Here is a 15,604-nt window from a genome sequence, read left to right as displayed (position 1 = left end):
CTTCCCCTTAGAAGAACATTGACGCATCACCAGCCTTGGCGGTGAGCCGTCCATTTTCCATGATGCCCATGCGCTCGAGCCAGCGCTCGAACTCCGGGGCCGGTCTCAGATCGAGCAACTGGCGGATGGTGGCTGTATCGTGGAAGGCCGTCGTCTGGTAGTTGAGCATGATGTCGTCGCCCATGGGCAGACCCATGATGTAATTGCAGCCGGCCGTGGCCAACAGGATCATCAGGTTCTCGTTGGAGTTCTGGTTGGCCTCGGCGTGGTTGGTGTAGCAGCAATCGCAGCCCATGGAGACACCAGATAACTTGCCCATGAAATGGTCCTCCAGTCCGGCCCGAACGATCTGGCGATCGTTGTAGAGGTATTCCGGGCCGATGAAACCGACCACCGTGTTCACCAACAGCGGGTTGTAACGCCGGGCCAAGCCGTAATTCCGTGCCTCCATGGTTAGCTGGTCGGCGCCATAGTGCGCATTGGCGGAAAGGGCCGACCCCTGCCCCGTCTCGAAATACATCACACTGGAGCCCGCGGAGCGGTTGTAAGTGGTTGCTACCTGATGCGCCTCGTCCAGCATGTCAATGGTCACGCCGAATTCGGCCAACCCCTTCTCGCTGCCGCAGATACTCTGAAAGACCAGCCCGGCTGGCGCCCCCTGGCGGATCGCCTCCATCTGGGTAGTGACGTGTGCCAGCACGCACCCCTGGGTGGGAATGCTGTACTTGTCGATGACTTCGTAGATCTGGTGCAGCAGACGTTTGACGTTCTCCACGTTGTCGGTCACCGGATTGATGCCGATCACCGCATCGCCGGCGCCGAACGAGAGGCCTTCGTAGATCTGTGCAAGAACGCTCTTGACATCATCACGGTAGTCATTGGGCTGCAGACGACAACTGAAGGTCCCGGGCAGCCCCACCGTGGTATTGGCCTTCTTGACCACCGGCATGCGCTTGGCCCCATAGATCAGGTCGGCGTTGGAGCATATCTTGGCGACGCCGGCCACCACCTCCGAGGTCAGCCCCTTGCGCAGGAACTCAATATCCTCCAGACGCGTTCCGTCGCAGAACAGGTATTCGCGCAACGCACTGATGGTCCACGTCTTGACCTTTTCGTAGGCTCCCTCGTTGATACCATCCTGAATGATGCGGGTAACGACATCCTCCTCGTAGGGCACCACCGGGTTGTTACGCAGATCGGCCACGCTCAGCTCGCTGAGCACCTGCTTGGCGGCCACCCGTTCCTGGGCGGTTTCTGCGGCAATCCCCGCCAGCACGTCGCCGGACCGGGGTTCGTTGGCTTTGGCCAGGACATCCTTGACATCCCGAAACTGGTAGGTTTTTCCGAACAGGCGTGTGGAGAGTTTCATGGTTCCTCTTCCTCAAGAAGGAAATGCCAGTGATTTGACGGTGAGCGGGACAATCTCGCCCCCGAAATAACTTTTGCCGATATCGACGTAGTCTCCCTCCCGCGTCTCCACCTCGTCGATGATGGCCAAGGCACGACCGCCGAGCGTGGGCTGCAGTTCCATGCCCAGAACCTTGCCGAAATCCTGGCGGGCAATGGCAATAAGGGGCAACTGTGGATTGGGATGACGTGCCGCGAAGATCCGCAGGGCCTCGGAACAGGCGAGGACGCTACGGTAAGCCACCGGCAATCCCGGCGGCATGGCCAGTGCACAGAGATCTCGTGCCGGATCAAGGTCCTGGCGGCGGGCGGTGAGATCCCAGGCATCGGCCAATTCCCGAGGATCACCACCGTCGGCCTCACCGAGGGCAGGCACGACCACGGGAACGTCGCGCAGTGGCAACTGCCCATAGTTGAGCCAGATCGTGCTGCCCGAGAGGGAAAGGGTATGGGCGCCGGCGCCGATGACGGTGGCCCGCACCGTCTGCTTCGGCTCCTGCAGGGGCATGGACGCAAAACCGGGATGGCGGCGCAGAGCGTCGGCCAGCAGGGGGCCGATGTCGCCAAATGCGAAGGGCTTGGCGACCGGGTGGTAGAGGCATTCTCCGACGCCACCGGAGACAAAGAGCGCATCAAGGTGGTGACCGCGCCGCAGGCAGTCGGTCATCAGCAACTGGTGGGCCAGTGCCGATGGTGCTCCCTCGATGACTTCCACGATCAGGGCCGCCATGCGCCCCGCCAGCATTTCTAGCTCATGCTGATTGAGGTTCTCACGCCCAGCCAGCCCCAGGTCCGCAAGGATTCTGACTGCCGGATCGTGGATGAAACGCACCTTCCCTTCCCCGTCGGTCTCCACCAGATGCCCACCCACGTTGAGGCAGGCCGTATCCACCACGCGACCGCAATCAAAGACAACGTAGTTCGAAGTGCCGCCGCCGACATCTATATTCATCACCCGGGCGGAATGCATTCTCGAATACTCACCGGCACCGGAGCCATGGCCGGCGATGACCGATTCCAGATGGGGCCCCGCCGTAGCCACTACAAAGTCACCTAACGACTCGGCCAGCTGCATCACCGTGCCCCGCGCATTGCGTGCCTTCGAGGTCTCCCCGGTAATGATGACCGCGCCGCTCTCCACGGCATCCCGCACCATCCCGGCGGCCCGGTACTGGCTATCGATAAAGGCGGCCAATTCCGGCTGGCGAATATGACCTTCGTGGTCCACCGGCGTAAACACCACCGGGCTCTCATACGTGATTTCCCGGCGCGAGAACTCGTAGCGCGGCACCTGCGACGGAGCCGCCCGGTTGACCAGTTCCAGGCAGGAAAAGATCACTTGCGTCGTCGTCGTGCCGATGTCGATGCCCACGCTGCGAATCTCCCGGATACTCATGCCGGCTTATCCATTACCGGCCGCTGCCCACGGTTGCCTGAGGCGCTATGAGCATGGCCACCATGACGGCAGTCACCCCCCCCACCAGCTTGCCAACGATGACCGCGAAGATCATGCCGGGCATGTTGGCAGCCGTGAACCCGAGATGGTCGCCAAAGGTAAAGGCAGCACTGACGGCAAAAGCCACGTTGAGTACCTTGCCCCGATCATCCATCTTGTTGAGCATGCCGAACATCGGAATATTGTTGGCCAGCGTGGCCACCATGCCGGCGGCGGCGTTGTTGTTCATCTTGAGCAATGAGCCCACACCCATCAAGGGTTTCTCGAACCAGCGGGAAAGCAGAAAGACCATGGGATAGGCTCCCAACAACACGCAAGCGATATAGCCGATAACCTCGACCGCGCGCATCACCTCACCCGGCTTGTCGCCGGCCACCATGAAGATGGGGTCCATGCCCGGTATCAGGGTAAAGCCGAGGGTTGTCTGCAATACGGCTGCCGCCAGGCCGATGGTGATCAGGCTGACCAGTATCTTGGCGAAAACCTGGAAGCCACTGATCATTCGCTCCGGAATGAGCCACAGGCCAACAGCCACCAGGACCGAGAAGAAGAGGACCGGAATCAGGTTCTGGAGGATCAGGCCCCAAGTGAATACTACCGGCTGACCACCAATGGAGATGCCCGAATACATGGCCACCAGCCCGCCGGCGATGCAGCCCAGCGGAATAGTCACCATACCGGCCAACACGCCCATGGCCAGGAAGCGGCGGTCCTTCTCGTCGATGATGCCAATGGCTACCGGAATCGAAAAAACGATCGTCGGCCCCATCATGGCACCGAGAATGAGGCCGGCGTAGAGCCAGGAGGCGTTATCCACCACACCATTTACCGTCGCCAGTTCCTTGGCGAGGAAGAAACCGCCCATATCGTTGGCCAGCAGTGTCGTGGCAAACATTGCCGGACTGGCACCGACTGCCTGGTAGGCGGGAATAATCACGGGCCCGAGCACCTGGGCCAGGACGGGGGCAATGGCAATGACGCCGACCATGGCCAGGCCAAGAGCCCCCATCGCCATGAAGCCCTCCTCGAACTGGCTGCCAGCACCGGTAATAGCGCGCCCCAGCGCCCCCAGACCAATCTTCGACAAGACCGCCTCAGCCCCACCGAACTGGTTCAAAATTCGGTCGATAGCCGCAATCCCCATGAAGCTCATCATGATGATCATGATGATTTTGTTGATCATTTCCATGCTTTACTCCCTTTGCGGCTTGTTGTTTTTGCTAGGTGGCGCTTTCCGGCACAGGCCGGTAGGCGGCAATGGAAAGCGGGGTGAGAAAGAGTGGCTGGCTCGGCAGGAACACCTGCAATTGCGGGAACTCGCTGGCGAACAACTCACGTACCCCGGGCAGGGCACAGGAGCCACCGGAGAGATAGAGACTATCCACGGCATGGCCGGCGAGGTGCTGACGAACGATGTCGGCCATCTTCTCGAACACGGCCTGCACGCTCGGCCAGATTTCATGGCCGCGCTCGATCTTCAGTTGCTCGGCTTCCTCCAGTGGAATGTTGTGGCCGCCAGCCAGCGTCAGCGACACATGATGGCCGCCGGTAGGCTCGTCACCGGAATAGACCACCCTCCCCCCCTTCACCACGGCGATGCCGGTGGTACCGCCACCGATATCCACCACCGCTCCGGCTTCGATGGCCAGCAGCCTGGCAACAGCCGACGGCTCGTCGATCACCTCGGCCACCTCGAGCCCAGCCGCTTCGATGACATTGACCGAGATGCGCGGATCAGTTCCCGGAGGAAAGGAGGTATGGGCCTTGGCGAAACGCACGCCCAGCTGTTGCTCCAGTGCTTCTACCTGACGACGGACGATATTCACCGCGCCGAAATAATCCCAGACGATCCCGTCGCGCACCACATCGGCCCACTGCAACTGAACGCCGACTGGCTGGTCTTCGGCATCGACGACCATGGAGACCACGTCGCTGGTACCCAAATCGATGCCCAAGCGCAAACCATCGCCCCCCACAGCAGCAGCCCCCGCACCAAGCAGGGCGGCAGCCCGGTCGAGGCGGGGTGATAGCCAGAGATCCATTTCCCTTGCCATGCTCAGACAATACGGAAGTGGTCCACCAGAACACAGCGCCGCAGGCGCACAAAGGTGGCTGCCGAGGTTACCCCCTCGCCGGTGGGTGTGGAAATGGTCATCGTCGTCCACCCTTCGCCACCGAAGCCCAGACCGGCCAGGCAAGGGCCGTTCTTGACGAAAATGCTGGTATTGATGGCATTGGCCATATAGTCCAGGTTATCGAGATCCTTGGAGTGCATGGCAGCGGTGTGACGACACCCTCCTTCGAGGCGGACGGCGAGATCAATGGCTTCACGGGCATTACCGGCACGAATGAGCGGCAATACCGGCATCATCTGTTCGAGTACCGCCAACGGGTGGTCCTCAGGAGCCTCGAAAAACAGCAGGCGTGTTTCTTCCGGCACTTCGATACCGGCAGCCTGGGCAATCTTGGCAGCATCCCTCCCCACCCACTGGCGATTGATCGCCAGCTTGCCGTCCTTGTCGGAGACCAGCACGGTCCCTTCAACCCGCTTCACCTGTTCTGCGGTTAGTTCGACAGCCTTATGCTTCTTCATTTCCGCCTTCAGGGCATCGGCTATGCAATCGACGGCAATCACTTCCTTTTCGTCAACACAGATGATGTTGTTGTCAAAGGAAGCCCCCCACACGATGTCCCTTGCCGCCTGAACAAGATTTGCCGTCGCATCGACGACGACCGGCGGATTACCGGCACCGGCAGCGATCAGGCGTTTATCACTATGTTTGCGCGCCTCATGGACGACCGCCTCCCCCCCGGTCACCGTCAGCAGGTTGATGCCGGGAAACCTGAACAGGCGCTGGGCGGTCTCGATGTTCGGGCTGGTTACGGTAGTCACCAGATTGTCGGGGCCTCCGGCCGCCACCACCGCTTCGTTAATGAGGGAAATGGTCTTCTGGGAAACGCGCTTGGCTGCGGGATGGGGGGCGAAAACCACCGCGTTGCCGGCGGCGATCATGCTGATCGCGTTGTTGATCACCGTGCAGGCTGGATTGGTGGACGGCGTAACCGAGGCAATGACCCCCCAGGCAGCATTCTCCGTCAACGTCAGTCCCCGGTCACCGGTCAGAACCGCCGCATGCAGACATTCGCTACCCGGCGTCTGGCGCGCCTGCGCAATGTTTTTAAGTATTTTGTCCTCGACCCGCCCCATGCCGGTCTCGGCTACCGCCATCTCCGCAAGTTCGCGTGCATTCGCCTCTCCAACCCGGCGGATGGCCTCAATCACCTTGCCTCGTGTCACCAGGCAACGCAACCCCGGCTGAGCTTTGGTAGCCGCCGCAACGGCATCGTCCAGGCTATCGAAAACACCGGGAGCTGACTTCAGGCCAACCGTTTCACCGCCGTGCGCCGGCGACTTGTCTATCGCCTGCAATACAGCCAGAACGATACGTTGTACCTCCTTGGCGTCCAGATCCATACAGATCTCCCACTTGCCCGCCGGCCCAATCCTGGCGCTTCTGCAACACCGCGCCCTTCCCTGACCGGCGCGTTATTTGTGATACACCACCTGCTGGCCTACAACCACTTCGTCAACAATGCCGACAACGCTCATGTCCACCGGCACTTGGTCACCGATTGTCTTGCGGGCGGAACTGCCCTGCACCACGAGAACCCACTCCCCGATACCCGCCCCGATACTGTCGGCAGCAACGTGGAGAGAACCCTGCGGCTTGCCGGCTGTATCGATGAAGTCGACAAGGAGCAGCCGATCCCCTTCGAAGCCGGGACACTTGACGGTCGACACGACCTGGCCGACTACCACTGCTAGTTCCATCTTGTACCTCGCCTAGATAAGAGGCGCTCGGACAAGGGCCCGACATCCATGACACCAACCCGCAGCCCCACCGTCGCCCACGAGCCGCGAGCGATAGCCCGCAACCCTGGCGACGGAACAGACTGCAGCAGACTGACCGATATCGAACTCCTTGCCCGGGAGCTTCAGACTCCCCAGACCAGTCAGTCTTCGATACTTCCGGTCATCTTGATCGGGAAGATTTCTTCCAGGTCTGCGTGCGGACGCGGGATGACGTGCACGGACACCAATTCGCCGATGCGTTGAGCAGCGGCAGCACCGGCATCAGTGGCGGCCTTACAGGCAGCCACGTCGCCGCGTACGAGTGCCGTAACCAGCCCGCCACCGATTTGCTTGTAGCCAACCAGCTTGACGCGAGCTGCCTTGACCATGGCGTCGGATGCTTCGATCAAAGCCACGAGACCTTTCGTTTCGATCATGCCTAGAGCTTCCATTGCATCGTCTCCAAAAAATGGGTCTTACGACCTCAGAAAGAATGGACTGCACGCTTTGAAGCATACAGCCTGTCAAGAGCCTGCGGGTTAACGCCGATCAAACCGGAGGCCGATTTTTGCTGCTCACTGCACACCAGACTACCCTGGCCGCGAGCCATCTTGTTGGCAACGAGGGTAACGTCAATGATGTCCTCGACACTGCACCCCCGTGACAAATCGTGCATCGGGTATTGCAGTCCTTGGATCAATGGGCCGACAGCCGCATAGCCCCCCAGCCGCTCAGCGATCTTGTAGCCGATATTGCCAGCCTCCAAAGAGGGAAAGACGAAGACATTGGCGCTGCCAGCCAGAGGACTGTCGGGAACCTTCTTCATCGCCACGGAAGGGACGTAGGCAGCATCGAACTGCAACTCCCCGTCAATCACCAAACCCGGACAGCGCTGTCGCACCAGGCTGACCGCCGCCCGTACTTTCTCCACTGCCGGATGTTTGGCGCTACCTCGGCTGGAAAACGAGAGAAGACCCACGGCCGGATCGCTCCCGGTCACCGTGCGGTAGCTCTCTGCAGTGGAAATCGTGATATCAGCCAGTTGTTCGGGCGTCGGTTCAGGCACTACGCCGCAATCAGCAAATCCCAGTGCCCGCCCGCCACCAGGGGCAATCATGAAAAAAATGCTCGAGACCGTCTTGTTACCTGGCGCCAGGCCGATGGCATTGAGCGCCGCACGCAACACGGCAGAGGTCGAGGAGAGGTTACCGGCAACGCAGTAATCCGCATCACCGGCAGCAACCATCATGGCCCCGTACCAAAGGGGATCGGTGAGATATTCCAGTATCTGTTCGCGGCCCATTCCCCGCTCGGCCACCCGCGGCAAGAGGATATCCGCATAGTACTCACGTTTGTCCGAGCGCTCCGGATCTACCACCGGCACCTGCGACAGATGCAGCCCTTTCGCGCGGCATAGACTACGAATGGCGAAAGGGTTGCCCAGCAGAACGGGCTTCGCCAACCCCTCGGCCACCAGTCGCGCCACCGCTGCGATAGCCCGCTCATCAAGGCTGTCGGGAAACACCACCCGGCCCGGAAACTGACGGCAGAAGTCTGAGCAGTTCTTGATCAGGTCCATGATGTCAGTTACTTGATGTCGGCGGACTGCTCCAAGGAAGCCACATGGGAGAGCAGCATGACCACATAAACGGCACTACTCAAGCGATTGAGGGCTTGCATGAGGTCCGGACGCAGGACGTTGAAATCACGATCGATATAAACGTCGGCCGCAGCAACCTCGGCTTCCCGAATATGAGCCCGCAATAGATTCAGGCGGGCGATGGTCGCCCCCTGGGTCGCCTCCGGCACGATGTGGTCGTGGCCAAAATAGTGCAGCGGATCATGTGACAAGCGATGAATTGCCTCCTCATCGAGATCCCCCATGCGTACTGGTGCCAGCAATTCATTGGTTACCTCAGCCCGCAGCACGTTGCCGAGGCTGGAGCGGATATCCGCCAGCCAGTTGGCCATGACCGATTGCCGCTCCCGCTCATTCAACTCTGCCTGAGCCCAGACGGCGTAGGCAATGGCAGTATCCAGCTTGCCACGCAGCTTGATGCGGGGATCATTTTTTGGCGTCAGGGTGTGGCTATCGAGATGAGTCAAGGCATCCGGTTTGTACTTCACCTCCTGGCCACAAAGCTGGCAATTGGCGGCGTGTCTTTGTTCGGAACCGGTCAGCGGGTGCACCTGAACCAAGGCTACGTTGCCGCCCCCCTCCTCCCGGCTCTCCGGGACGGTCCCCTCACCTTCACGGAACATCCTCCCCGCCTCATCCACATACTTCACACGAATCTGGCGCTCGTCGAGCATGCTCCACGCCGACGGGGTCAGGCGTCCTGTCGCCGGCAAATGCACCTCGGTACCCGGTGTCAGGCTGAAGTTATCGCGCAGCCAGGATTCGGTAATGAAGATCGACATCTGGAAACCGCCTTCTCAGCCCTGCCAATCAGCCGGATAGGTCACATACAGGAAGCGGACGCGGGAGGGTGTCCCGAATTCGATAGCAGCGCCCTTGGGGATGAAAATCACATCCCCGGGATGGCCGATCACGGTTTGCCCCTCGCTACGGATGTGTAGCTCACCCTCGAGCACCACATCGATCTCGTCATAGGTAAGCGTCCACGGAAAGAAGCAGTTACTCCAAGCCATGTAGCCTGCTGCCATGGGGCTACCATCGTGGGCGGTGACCACATCGGTTAGTCCAACCTGGTTTTTCGCCCCTGCCCCCTCGAACAAGCCGAATGATACGGAGTCTGAGCGCACATGCTTGATCCCCCTGGCGATGCGCTGCATGGCATAGGCTCCCTCACCACCGGTGCTCGTACTGCCGTTGCGACGCTCCTCGATAGTCCTGCGAATCAACTGGTCCACCACGGCATCGGAAACGCAGCCCGGCGGCAGCTTTGCCAGAATGGCGGCACGGATGGCCGCCACCTCGGCCTCACCCGGTGGCGCAGTAGAGCTAAGCGGACTGGCGGCGACCGGGGTCGCTCCGGACGCCTCCTGGCCCAGTATCTTGCAAGAAGGCAGCGTAACCACCGACTCGACAATGGCGACGCCAAGCTCCTGAGCAACCACACGTGCCTCGGCAGTGACAATGGCCTGCGGCAATAACGCCTCGATACGCTTCCGACCAGCCGCATGTTCCTGACGCACAAACTCGGCGGAAATGAGGGTTTTTTTCATTCCGAAACCTCCTCACCATGAACGAACCCAGGCGCCCAGCGGCCCGTTGGTCCGACCAGCAATCGTTTCAGGGGTAGTACGCTGTCGGGAGTAAGTGCTGAAATCCGAAAGACCGGTCCGATAATCCCGTGCTCACGCATCAGAGCCTCAACCCGATCTGAATCGCCTCCTGGCAGATCGATCTTGGTGATCACGCCGATCAAGCGCTTCTGCCCATAGACTCCAAGCAACCCCGGAGGGAGACGACAACTGAAGTCGTTTGCGGCTTGGACGTACACCAACGTACCAACGTCGGAAGCGGTAGTGATGAGCGCATGGTAGAGACGAGGATGGCTGAAAAACTCCCCCGGCGTATCCAGGCCGATATCCGCCTCGTACTCAACCGCCTGGGTTTTCTGAGCACAGCCAGTCCGCCCGAAGAGAATATTGAACAGCGTCGTCTTGCCGGCACCTATCGGGCCAGCGAGCATGAAAGCATGTGTCCGGTCGACACTCAGGTGCGCGTGATCCGGCATACTGAATATCCCAACAGCCGCTCAAGAACACCGGTAACCTGAACCAGCCCTTCCTCGACAGCCCCGACCGATCCGTAGATCACCAAGGCGCCGGAGAAGCGGTCAAGAAAACCGATTTCGACGGAGGCGGCCTTCGTGGCGATATCACCAGCGATCATCGCGGTCTCCCCCGGCGTCAGGGTCATGATGCCAATGGCTTCGGCACCGGGAACCCCTATTTTCTTGCTCAAATCGTCCGTCGGATGCGCAATCAGATGAGCAAGCGTTACCTGCTTTCCAGGCACGAACTCCTGAATAATCCGTTCCTTCTGCCTTTCGTTCCAATCTGGCAATTTGCCTTCCTTTTGGAGATTTGAGGGCTGGCAAGCAGTTTTCAATCTAACCGGAAGCCGGTCCTGTCATTTTGCGCAAAATCAAATCTATTGGAATCCTTCCGCCTGGAGAAAAAACTCACAGCAACCGGAAGCGACTTCGCAGGCAAAGCACCCCCGAAATGCTCCATACATCACCTCGACGTCAGCACTATCACCCAAAACCATGCTGCAGGCAACGCTAGCCCGGCAACCCCCGGAGGGTTGCAAATTTGAACATAGTAAGAATCAATTCGAAGCAAGGCAAACGGATTCCCTCGCCCACCCCTCAACACCACCAGACAGCCTAATCGATGCAGGATGGCTGGAATCAACTCATACAGTAAGCAAAAAAAACGGGGCGCCGTAGCACCCCGTTTTTCATTGAACCTTCAGAAAGCCGATCAGGCCTTCTTGAAATCCAGCTTTTCCTTGATACGAGCCGACTTGCCGGAACGCTCGCGCAGGTAGTACAGCTTGGCGCGACGAACGTCACCGCGACGCTTCAGTTCGATCGAAGCAACCAGCGGGGAATAGGTCTGGAACGTACGCTCAACGCCTTCGCCGGAAGAGATCTTGCGGACGATGAAGTTGGAGTTCAGGCCACGGTTACGCTTGGCGATAACCACGCCTTCGTAAGCCTGCAGACGCTCGCGGGTACCTTCCTTGACCTTCACCTGAACGACGACGGTGTCGCCCGGGGCGAATTCGGGAATGGTCTTGCCGGCGGAAACGCGGGCAATTTCTTCTTGCTCAAGTTGTTGAATCAGGTTCATGTGAGATCCTTCAATTTATAAACATCTACTCACCGCATTGCTCCTCCCCGGAAATTTCCGTGAGGAGTTGCGTCTCTTCCGCGCTCAACACGCGGTGCGCCAGTAAATCCGGCCGGCGCTTCCGGGTTCGTGCCAGCGACTGCTTGAGCCGCCAGCGACGAATTCTTTTGTGGTCACCGGACATCAACACCTCCGGCACCGCCTCACCCTCATAAACCTCCGGGCGGGTGTAGTGCGGACAATCCAGCAGACCACCGACAAACGAATCTTCCACCGCCGAAGCGGCATCTCCGAGCACCCCAGGCAACTGGCGGACGATGGCATCGATCAATACCATCGCCGGCAATTCGCCACCGGAGAGCACAAAATCCCCGATCGAAACTTCTTCATCAACACAGCGCTCGATCAGACGCTCGTCAATCCCTTCATAACGACCACAAAGAAGGATCAAGCCTTCATCGCCGGTCGCCAGTTGCATGACCCGCTCATGAGTCAGTGGCTTACCTTGCGGCGAGAGGTAGATGACTCGGCTCGTCGCCAGCCCCGCCTCGCGCTGCTGCAGTTTTGCGGCATCGATCGCCTTCTCCAGCGGCCCCGGCTGCATCAGCATGCCCGGCCCGCCCCCGAAAGGGCGATCATCGACCCGCCGCCAGGCATTGTCAGCGAAATCGCGAGGATTCCAGCCTTGCCAGACCCAGCGCTGCTCTTCCAGCGCACGACGGGTGATGCCACTTTGCGTTACCGCCGCAAACATCTCCGGGAAGATGGTCACGCAGTCGAACCGGATCACCAGTCGCTGCCCCACTCCACGCGGATCAGTCCCGCTTCCTTGTCCACCGCCAGCACCACTGCCGAGACAAACGGCAACAGGCGCTCGGCCCCTTCTTCACCAACGACACGCAACACATCGTTGGCGCCCGTTTCGATCAACCCGGAAACCTTGCCGAGTTTTTCGTCTGCGGTATTGACGACTTCCAGGCCGATCAAATCGCCCCAATAGAACTCATCTTCGTCGGTCGCCGGCAACGCATCGCGCGGCGCACCGACCAACACCCCTTTCATCGTTTCAGCGTCCGTACGGTCGGCAATGCCATCAAGCAGCACCACCACACCATCGCCGTGAACCTTCAAACCTTTCAGCTTGACCTCACGCCACGGCTCGCCTTCCCTGGCAATCCACCAGACCGGCATTTCAGACCAATCCAGCGGATCATCCCCGAAGGGGTACAACCTGAGCCAGCCCCGAATCCCGTACGGGTCGGCCAGCCGACCCAGCACCACGATATCGTTGCCGCTCGAAGTCAAAATAACTTAGGCAGCCTTGGCGGCGTTTTGCTTGACCAGGCGAGCAACGGTCGGCGACAGCTGGGCGCCGTTCTTCAGCCAGTGCTCAAGGCGATCGGTAGCGATACGCAGACCTTCGGCATTGCCGGAAGCAACCGGGTTGTAGAAGCCGATACGCTCGACAAAACGGCCATCGCGACGGTTACGGGAATCGGTCACAACCATGTTGTAGAACGGACGCTTCTTGGCGCCACCACGGGCAAGACGGATAACAACCATGAGAATACTTTCGTTAGCTGGAAAAAAGACCGGAGATTATAGCGCTTTATCAAGGAAAAACAAGCCACTTAGGCAGCCAAAGAGAAGCCGAGCAGCGCAAAACCGCTCGGAGCCGACAGACGGCCATGGTGGAAAAGTAAATATTTGTTATTCTCCGCAGCGATGAACCGAGCCAAGGACAACTCCACAACCAGCACGCCGGAAGCCAACATCAAGGGCATTCTTGAATGGCTCGCATTGGCACACGGCCGCTCCAACGCTGAAGACGGCGAGCAGTTACATCGCCAACTCATCTGCCTGCGCGACACCCCGATACCCGGCCCGCAGCGCCTCAAGTTGCTTGATCTGCTCTTCAGCCAAGCCGAACGCATTACCAAAGCCGAACTACCGCGATTGAACGAAGTCAGCCTACCGATATCCCGCAAGCTTCGGCAACGGGTTCGCACGCTGCTGGATATTCTGGAAACGCTAACCCAAGACTATTTCAATACGCTGGCCGACCTGTTCGACCCCCAGGCCGACAACACTCCCCGCATGCCGCACATGTCGCTGCGTCGCGCCATGCACGCCATTGCCTGGCAGGTCCGCATCGCCCACATGATCGCTTCACCGATGCCGCTCGGACTGTGGCAGCAACTACATGCCGCTTTCCGCACGGCCCGCCGGTTGGGTCTGGATGAGTTTCCCGGCCCTCATGGCGGACCAAGCATACGGCGCATCTATACCTCCATCTTGCTGTCGGCCATTGCCCAACCTGTATCCTTTTCCGCCGACGAACTCGAGTTCATTAGCGAATATATCGACAAATGCACGCCCGATGTCGGCCTACTCGACACTCCCCCTCTTGATGCCCGGGGCATCTTCTGGATCGATCCGGACAAGGACTTCCCGGCCCACGCGCTGATCCGCCGCATTCCCAGCCCGGAATCGGAGGTGCTGTACTTCTCCTGTGACATGCTGGCCGAACAGGCTCTCAAGCACCGAGGCGAATTGCTCAGGGACATCGCCGCCCAGGACATCGGCCTACCCCGATTTGCCGACACCCATGCCGGACCTGGCGTTTTGCTTCGCCTGAACCAGCTCTGGGGCCACCCTGCCAAGCGACGCTTCCCTCGCCGACGGCAATCGTATCGTGCCCATCTGAGTTCTGGCCTGGGTAACCTCTACCAGCTGATGAAGGCTCCGGAAACCCGGATCGAACAGAGCGAGTGGATGGTCACCAACGAGAGTCCCGACGGTTACGCGCTGATGCATATGTCCGGACAAACCCACGACGTCCGGGTTGGTGACATCGTCGCCCTTCAAGCCTGCGACGAACAGGCCGACAGCGCCAGCATCTGGCATATCTGCATCATTCGCTGGGCCATTTCGGAAAACCCCGAGCATATCGAACTTGGATTGCAGCTACTCGCACCCAAGGCAATCTCGGTCGAAATCGCCCACCCGTTCGATCTCGATGCCAGCAAGGTTCCCGCGCTGATACTGCCCGCCACCCCGCCGCTGCACCCCAAACAGTCGCTCATAGTCCCGCCAGGGCTGATCCGGGAAAGCGCACGGCACATCGTGGTACTGCAGGAAGAGGAAAACCTGAGCATTCGTGAACTGCAGGCCGATGAACTGCGCGAACAAACCAGCTCGGTGGAAATCTTCAGCGTTTCGCCGGACGGCTCAGCGTAGCGACAATCAGCCCCCCGAAGAGAACCACGGCCCAGGACAGGTGGAGCCAGACGAGAAACACCGGAAACACCGCAAAAGCCCCGTAGATGCTTTTCAGGGTGGCCGAACCGACCAGGAACATCTCGAACCCCTTTTGCATCACCGAAAACGCCAGTGCCGCGAACACCCCGCCGATCACGGCGGCACGCCGGGAAACATCGGCATTGGGAACCGCGTAATACAGAAACGAGAAGAACAGCCCGAGCAGCAGCATGGCAACGCCCTTCAGCGCCATCCGGCGAACCCACAGCGCCTCATCGAACAAGCCCAGGGAAGTGGTGACGGCAAACGACATGATCCCGGCAACCGCACCAAGTACGAACGGCCAGACCATCATCACAAAAGCGTAAAGACGAATGCGCGCAAGAAACGGGCGCGGCTTGACCTGCCATAGATGATTGAAAGCCCGCTCGATGGTATTCATCAACAGGAAGGCCGTGACACTCAAGAGGCCGATGCCCGCCAGCGTGAGCTGCTGCGCCTTTTGGGAGAACTTTCCGATATTTCCGGCGATGACCCCTGCCGCGCCGCCGGGCAACAAGGCTTCACGTACCAGCAGGTCAAGCCGCCCGACCAGCACGTCGAAAAAGGGAATCGCGCCGGCAACGGCGAGCACCACGGCAACCAGCGGCACCAGGGCCATCAGGGTCGTGAACGCAAGGGCCGAACTGGTCTGCATCATGTTTTCGCTGAGGAAACGGCGAAAAATGCCGACCGGGCCGGCGGAGCGGGCTTTGGCCGATCGGGAACGGAGGTGCTTCTGCATGGGGCCGTATAAT

General features: G+C 59.8%; 18 protein-coding genes. 1 reads left to right on the top strand and 17 read right to left on the bottom strand.

Going from position 1 to position 15,604, the window contains the following annotated elements; genetic code table 11:
• Positions 1 to 7: 7 nt before the first annotated feature.
• The 16 genes from AB6Q56_RS02750 to rpsP all read right to left on the bottom strand — a co-directional run bounded on the left by AB6Q56_RS02750 (position 8) and on the right by rpsP (position 13,109).
• Positions 8 to 1,369: an ethanolamine ammonia-lyase subunit EutB gene (locus tag AB6Q56_RS02750; RefSeq protein WP_434515662.1), complete on the bottom strand. Its 1,362-nt coding sequence runs from the start codon at positions 1,367 to 1,369 to the stop codon at positions 8 to 10.
• Positions 1,370 to 1,381: 12 nt separating this feature from the next.
• Positions 1,382 to 2,803 (bottom strand): ethanolamine ammonia-lyase reactivating factor EutA, encoded by a 1,422-nt coding sequence (locus AB6Q56_RS02745; RefSeq protein WP_434515661.1) that lies wholly within the window; start codon positions 2,801 to 2,803, stop codon positions 1,382 to 1,384.
• A 13-nt stretch (positions 2,804 to 2,816) separates the two neighbouring features.
• Positions 2,817 to 4,052, bottom strand: coding sequence for an ethanolamine utilization protein EutH (gene eutH / locus AB6Q56_RS02740; RefSeq protein ID WP_434515660.1), 1,236 nt, complete (start codon positions 4,050 to 4,052; stop codon positions 2,817 to 2,819).
• A gap of 31 nt (positions 4,053 to 4,083) precedes the next feature.
• A complete protein-coding gene (eutJ, locus tag AB6Q56_RS02735; protein ID WP_434515659.1) occupies positions 4,084 to 4,905 on the bottom strand; it encodes an ethanolamine utilization protein EutJ in 822 nt (273 codons plus the stop codon).
• Between the two features lie 14 nt (positions 4,906 to 4,919).
• Entirely contained in the window at positions 4,920 to 6,338 is a 1,419-nt protein-coding gene (locus AB6Q56_RS02730) for an aldehyde dehydrogenase family protein (RefSeq protein WP_434515658.1), read from the bottom strand.
• Between the two features lie 72 nt (positions 6,339 to 6,410).
• Positions 6,411 to 6,695 carry a EutN/CcmL family microcompartment protein gene (locus AB6Q56_RS02725; protein ID WP_434515657.1) on the bottom strand — a complete coding sequence of 95 codons (285 nt, stop codon included), beginning with the start codon at positions 6,693 to 6,695 and terminating at the stop codon, positions 6,411 to 6,413.
• Between the two features lie 182 nt (positions 6,696 to 6,877).
• Positions 6,878 to 7,168 (bottom strand): ethanolamine utilization microcompartment protein EutM, encoded by a 291-nt coding sequence (gene eutM / locus AB6Q56_RS02720; RefSeq protein WP_434515656.1) that lies wholly within the window; start codon positions 7,166 to 7,168, stop codon positions 6,878 to 6,880.
• 32 nt (positions 7,169 to 7,200) lie between these two features.
• A complete protein-coding gene (gene pta / locus AB6Q56_RS02715; protein ID WP_434515655.1) occupies positions 7,201 to 8,295 on the bottom strand; it encodes a phosphate acetyltransferase in 1,095 nt (364 codons plus the stop codon).
• Positions 8,296 to 8,303: 8 nt separating this feature from the next.
• Entirely contained in the window at positions 8,304 to 9,137 is an 834-nt protein-coding gene (gene eutT / locus AB6Q56_RS02710; protein WP_434515654.1) for an ethanolamine utilization cob(I)yrinic acid a,c-diamide adenosyltransferase EutT, read from the bottom strand.
• 15 nt (positions 9,138 to 9,152) lie between these two features.
• Complete coding sequence (eutQ, locus tag AB6Q56_RS02705) at positions 9,153 to 9,905, bottom strand: ethanolamine utilization acetate kinase EutQ (protein WP_434515653.1); 753 nt, start codon at positions 9,903 to 9,905, stop codon at positions 9,153 to 9,155.
• Positions 9,902 to 10,420 carry a EutP/PduV family microcompartment system protein gene (locus tag AB6Q56_RS02700; protein WP_434515652.1) on the bottom strand — a complete coding sequence of 173 codons (519 nt, stop codon included), beginning with the start codon at positions 10,418 to 10,420 and terminating at the stop codon, positions 9,902 to 9,904. Before AB6Q56_RS02700 ends, eutQ begins: the two co-directional genes overlap by 4 nt.
• Positions 10,399 to 10,797, bottom strand: coding sequence for an ethanolamine utilization microcompartment protein EutS (gene eutS / locus AB6Q56_RS02695; protein WP_434515651.1), 399 nt, complete (start codon positions 10,795 to 10,797; stop codon positions 10,399 to 10,401). Before eutS ends, AB6Q56_RS02700 begins: the two co-directional genes overlap by 22 nt.
• Positions 10,798 to 11,174: 377 nt before the next feature.
• Positions 11,175 to 11,546, bottom strand: coding sequence for a 50S ribosomal protein L19 (gene rplS, locus AB6Q56_RS02690; RefSeq protein WP_150429528.1), 372 nt, complete (start codon positions 11,544 to 11,546; stop codon positions 11,175 to 11,177).
• A gap of 25 nt (positions 11,547 to 11,571) precedes the next feature.
• A complete protein-coding gene (gene trmD, locus AB6Q56_RS02685; protein ID WP_434515650.1) occupies positions 11,572 to 12,336 on the bottom strand; it encodes a tRNA (guanosine(37)-N1)-methyltransferase TrmD in 765 nt (254 codons plus the stop codon).
• Positions 12,333 to 12,830, bottom strand: a complete 498-nt coding sequence (rimM, locus tag AB6Q56_RS02680; protein ID WP_434517121.1) for a ribosome maturation factor RimM — start codon at positions 12,828 to 12,830, stop codon at positions 12,333 to 12,335. The genes trmD and rimM overlap by 4 nt, the downstream gene beginning before the upstream one ends.
• Positions 12,831 to 12,857: 27 nt before the next feature.
• Entirely contained in the window at positions 12,858 to 13,109 is a 252-nt protein-coding gene (rpsP, locus tag AB6Q56_RS02675) for a 30S ribosomal protein S16 (protein WP_150429526.1), read from the bottom strand.
• Positions 13,110 to 13,271: 162 nt separating this feature from the next.
• Between rpsP and AB6Q56_RS02670 the strand changes: the two genes are divergently transcribed.
• Positions 13,272 to 14,786 carry a hypothetical protein gene (locus AB6Q56_RS02670; RefSeq protein WP_434515649.1) on the top strand — a complete coding sequence of 505 codons (1,515 nt, stop codon included), beginning with the start codon at positions 13,272 to 13,274 and terminating at the stop codon, positions 14,784 to 14,786.
• Here the strand turns inward: AB6Q56_RS02670 and AB6Q56_RS02665 are convergent.
• Complete coding sequence (locus tag AB6Q56_RS02665; protein WP_434515648.1) at positions 14,758 to 15,591, bottom strand: YihY family inner membrane protein; 834 nt, start codon at positions 15,589 to 15,591, stop codon at positions 14,758 to 14,760. The genes AB6Q56_RS02670 and AB6Q56_RS02665 overlap by 29 nt on opposite strands.
• Positions 15,592 to 15,604 lie beyond the last annotated feature (13 nt).

It is taken from the genome of Dechloromonas sp. ARDL1 (assembly GCF_051122455.1).
Taxonomy (GTDB): Bacteria; Pseudomonadota; Gammaproteobacteria; order Burkholderiales; family Rhodocyclaceae; genus Azonexus.
The sequence above is the reverse complement of the archived record's forward strand: the minus strand, read 5'-3'. Positions and strand labels throughout refer to the sequence as shown.

What these genes read in the sequence shown, in the direction of transcription:
- AB6Q56_RS02750 (WP_434515662.1), bottom strand. Translation starts at nt 1,369, where the DNA reads ATGAAACTCTCCACACGCCTGTTCGGAAAAACCTACCAGTTTCGGGAT.
- AB6Q56_RS02745 (WP_434515661.1), bottom strand. Translation starts at nt 2,803, where the DNA reads ATGAGTATCCGGGAGATTCGCAGCGTGGGCATCGACATCGGCACGACG.
- eutH (WP_434515660.1), bottom strand. Translation starts at nt 4,052, where the DNA reads ATGGAAATGATCAACAAAATCATCATGATCATCATGATGAGCTTCATG.
- eutJ (WP_434515659.1), bottom strand. Translation starts at nt 4,905, where the DNA reads ATGGATCTCTGGCTATCACCCCGCCTCGACCGGGCTGCCGCCCTGCTT.
- AB6Q56_RS02730 (WP_434515658.1), bottom strand. Translation starts at nt 6,338, where the DNA reads ATGGATCTGGACGCCAAGGAGGTACAACGTATCGTTCTGGCTGTATTG.
- AB6Q56_RS02725 (WP_434515657.1), bottom strand. Translation starts at nt 6,695, where the DNA reads ATGGAACTAGCAGTGGTAGTCGGCCAGGTCGTGTCGACCGTCAAGTGT.
- eutM (WP_434515656.1), bottom strand. Translation starts at nt 7,168, where the DNA reads ATGGAAGCTCTAGGCATGATCGAAACGAAAGGTCTCGTGGCTTTGATC.
- pta (WP_434515655.1), bottom strand. Translation starts at nt 8,295, where the DNA reads ATGGACCTGATCAAGAACTGCTCAGACTTCTGCCGTCAGTTTCCGGGC.
- eutT (WP_434515654.1), bottom strand. Translation starts at nt 9,137, where the DNA reads ATGTCGATCTTCATTACCGAATCCTGGCTGCGCGATAACTTCAGCCTG.
- eutQ (WP_434515653.1), bottom strand. Translation starts at nt 9,905, where the DNA reads ATGAAAAAAACCCTCATTTCCGCCGAGTTTGTGCGTCAGGAACATGCG.
- AB6Q56_RS02700 (WP_434515652.1), bottom strand. Translation starts at nt 10,420, where the DNA reads ATGCCGGATCACGCGCACCTGAGTGTCGACCGGACACATGCTTTCATG.
- rplS (WP_150429528.1), bottom strand. Translation starts at nt 11,546, where the DNA reads ATGAACCTGATTCAACAACTTGAGCAAGAAGAAATTGCCCGCGTTTCC.
- rpsP (WP_150429526.1), bottom strand. Translation starts at nt 13,109, where the DNA reads ATGGTTGTTATCCGTCTTGCCCGTGGTGGCGCCAAGAAGCGTCCGTTC.
- AB6Q56_RS02670 (WP_434515649.1), top strand. Translation starts at nt 13,272, where the DNA reads ATGAACCGAGCCAAGGACAACTCCACAACCAGCACGCCGGAAGCCAAC.
- AB6Q56_RS02665 (WP_434515648.1), bottom strand. Translation starts at nt 15,591, where the DNA reads ATGCAGAAGCACCTCCGTTCCCGATCGGCCAAAGCCCGCTCCGCCGGC.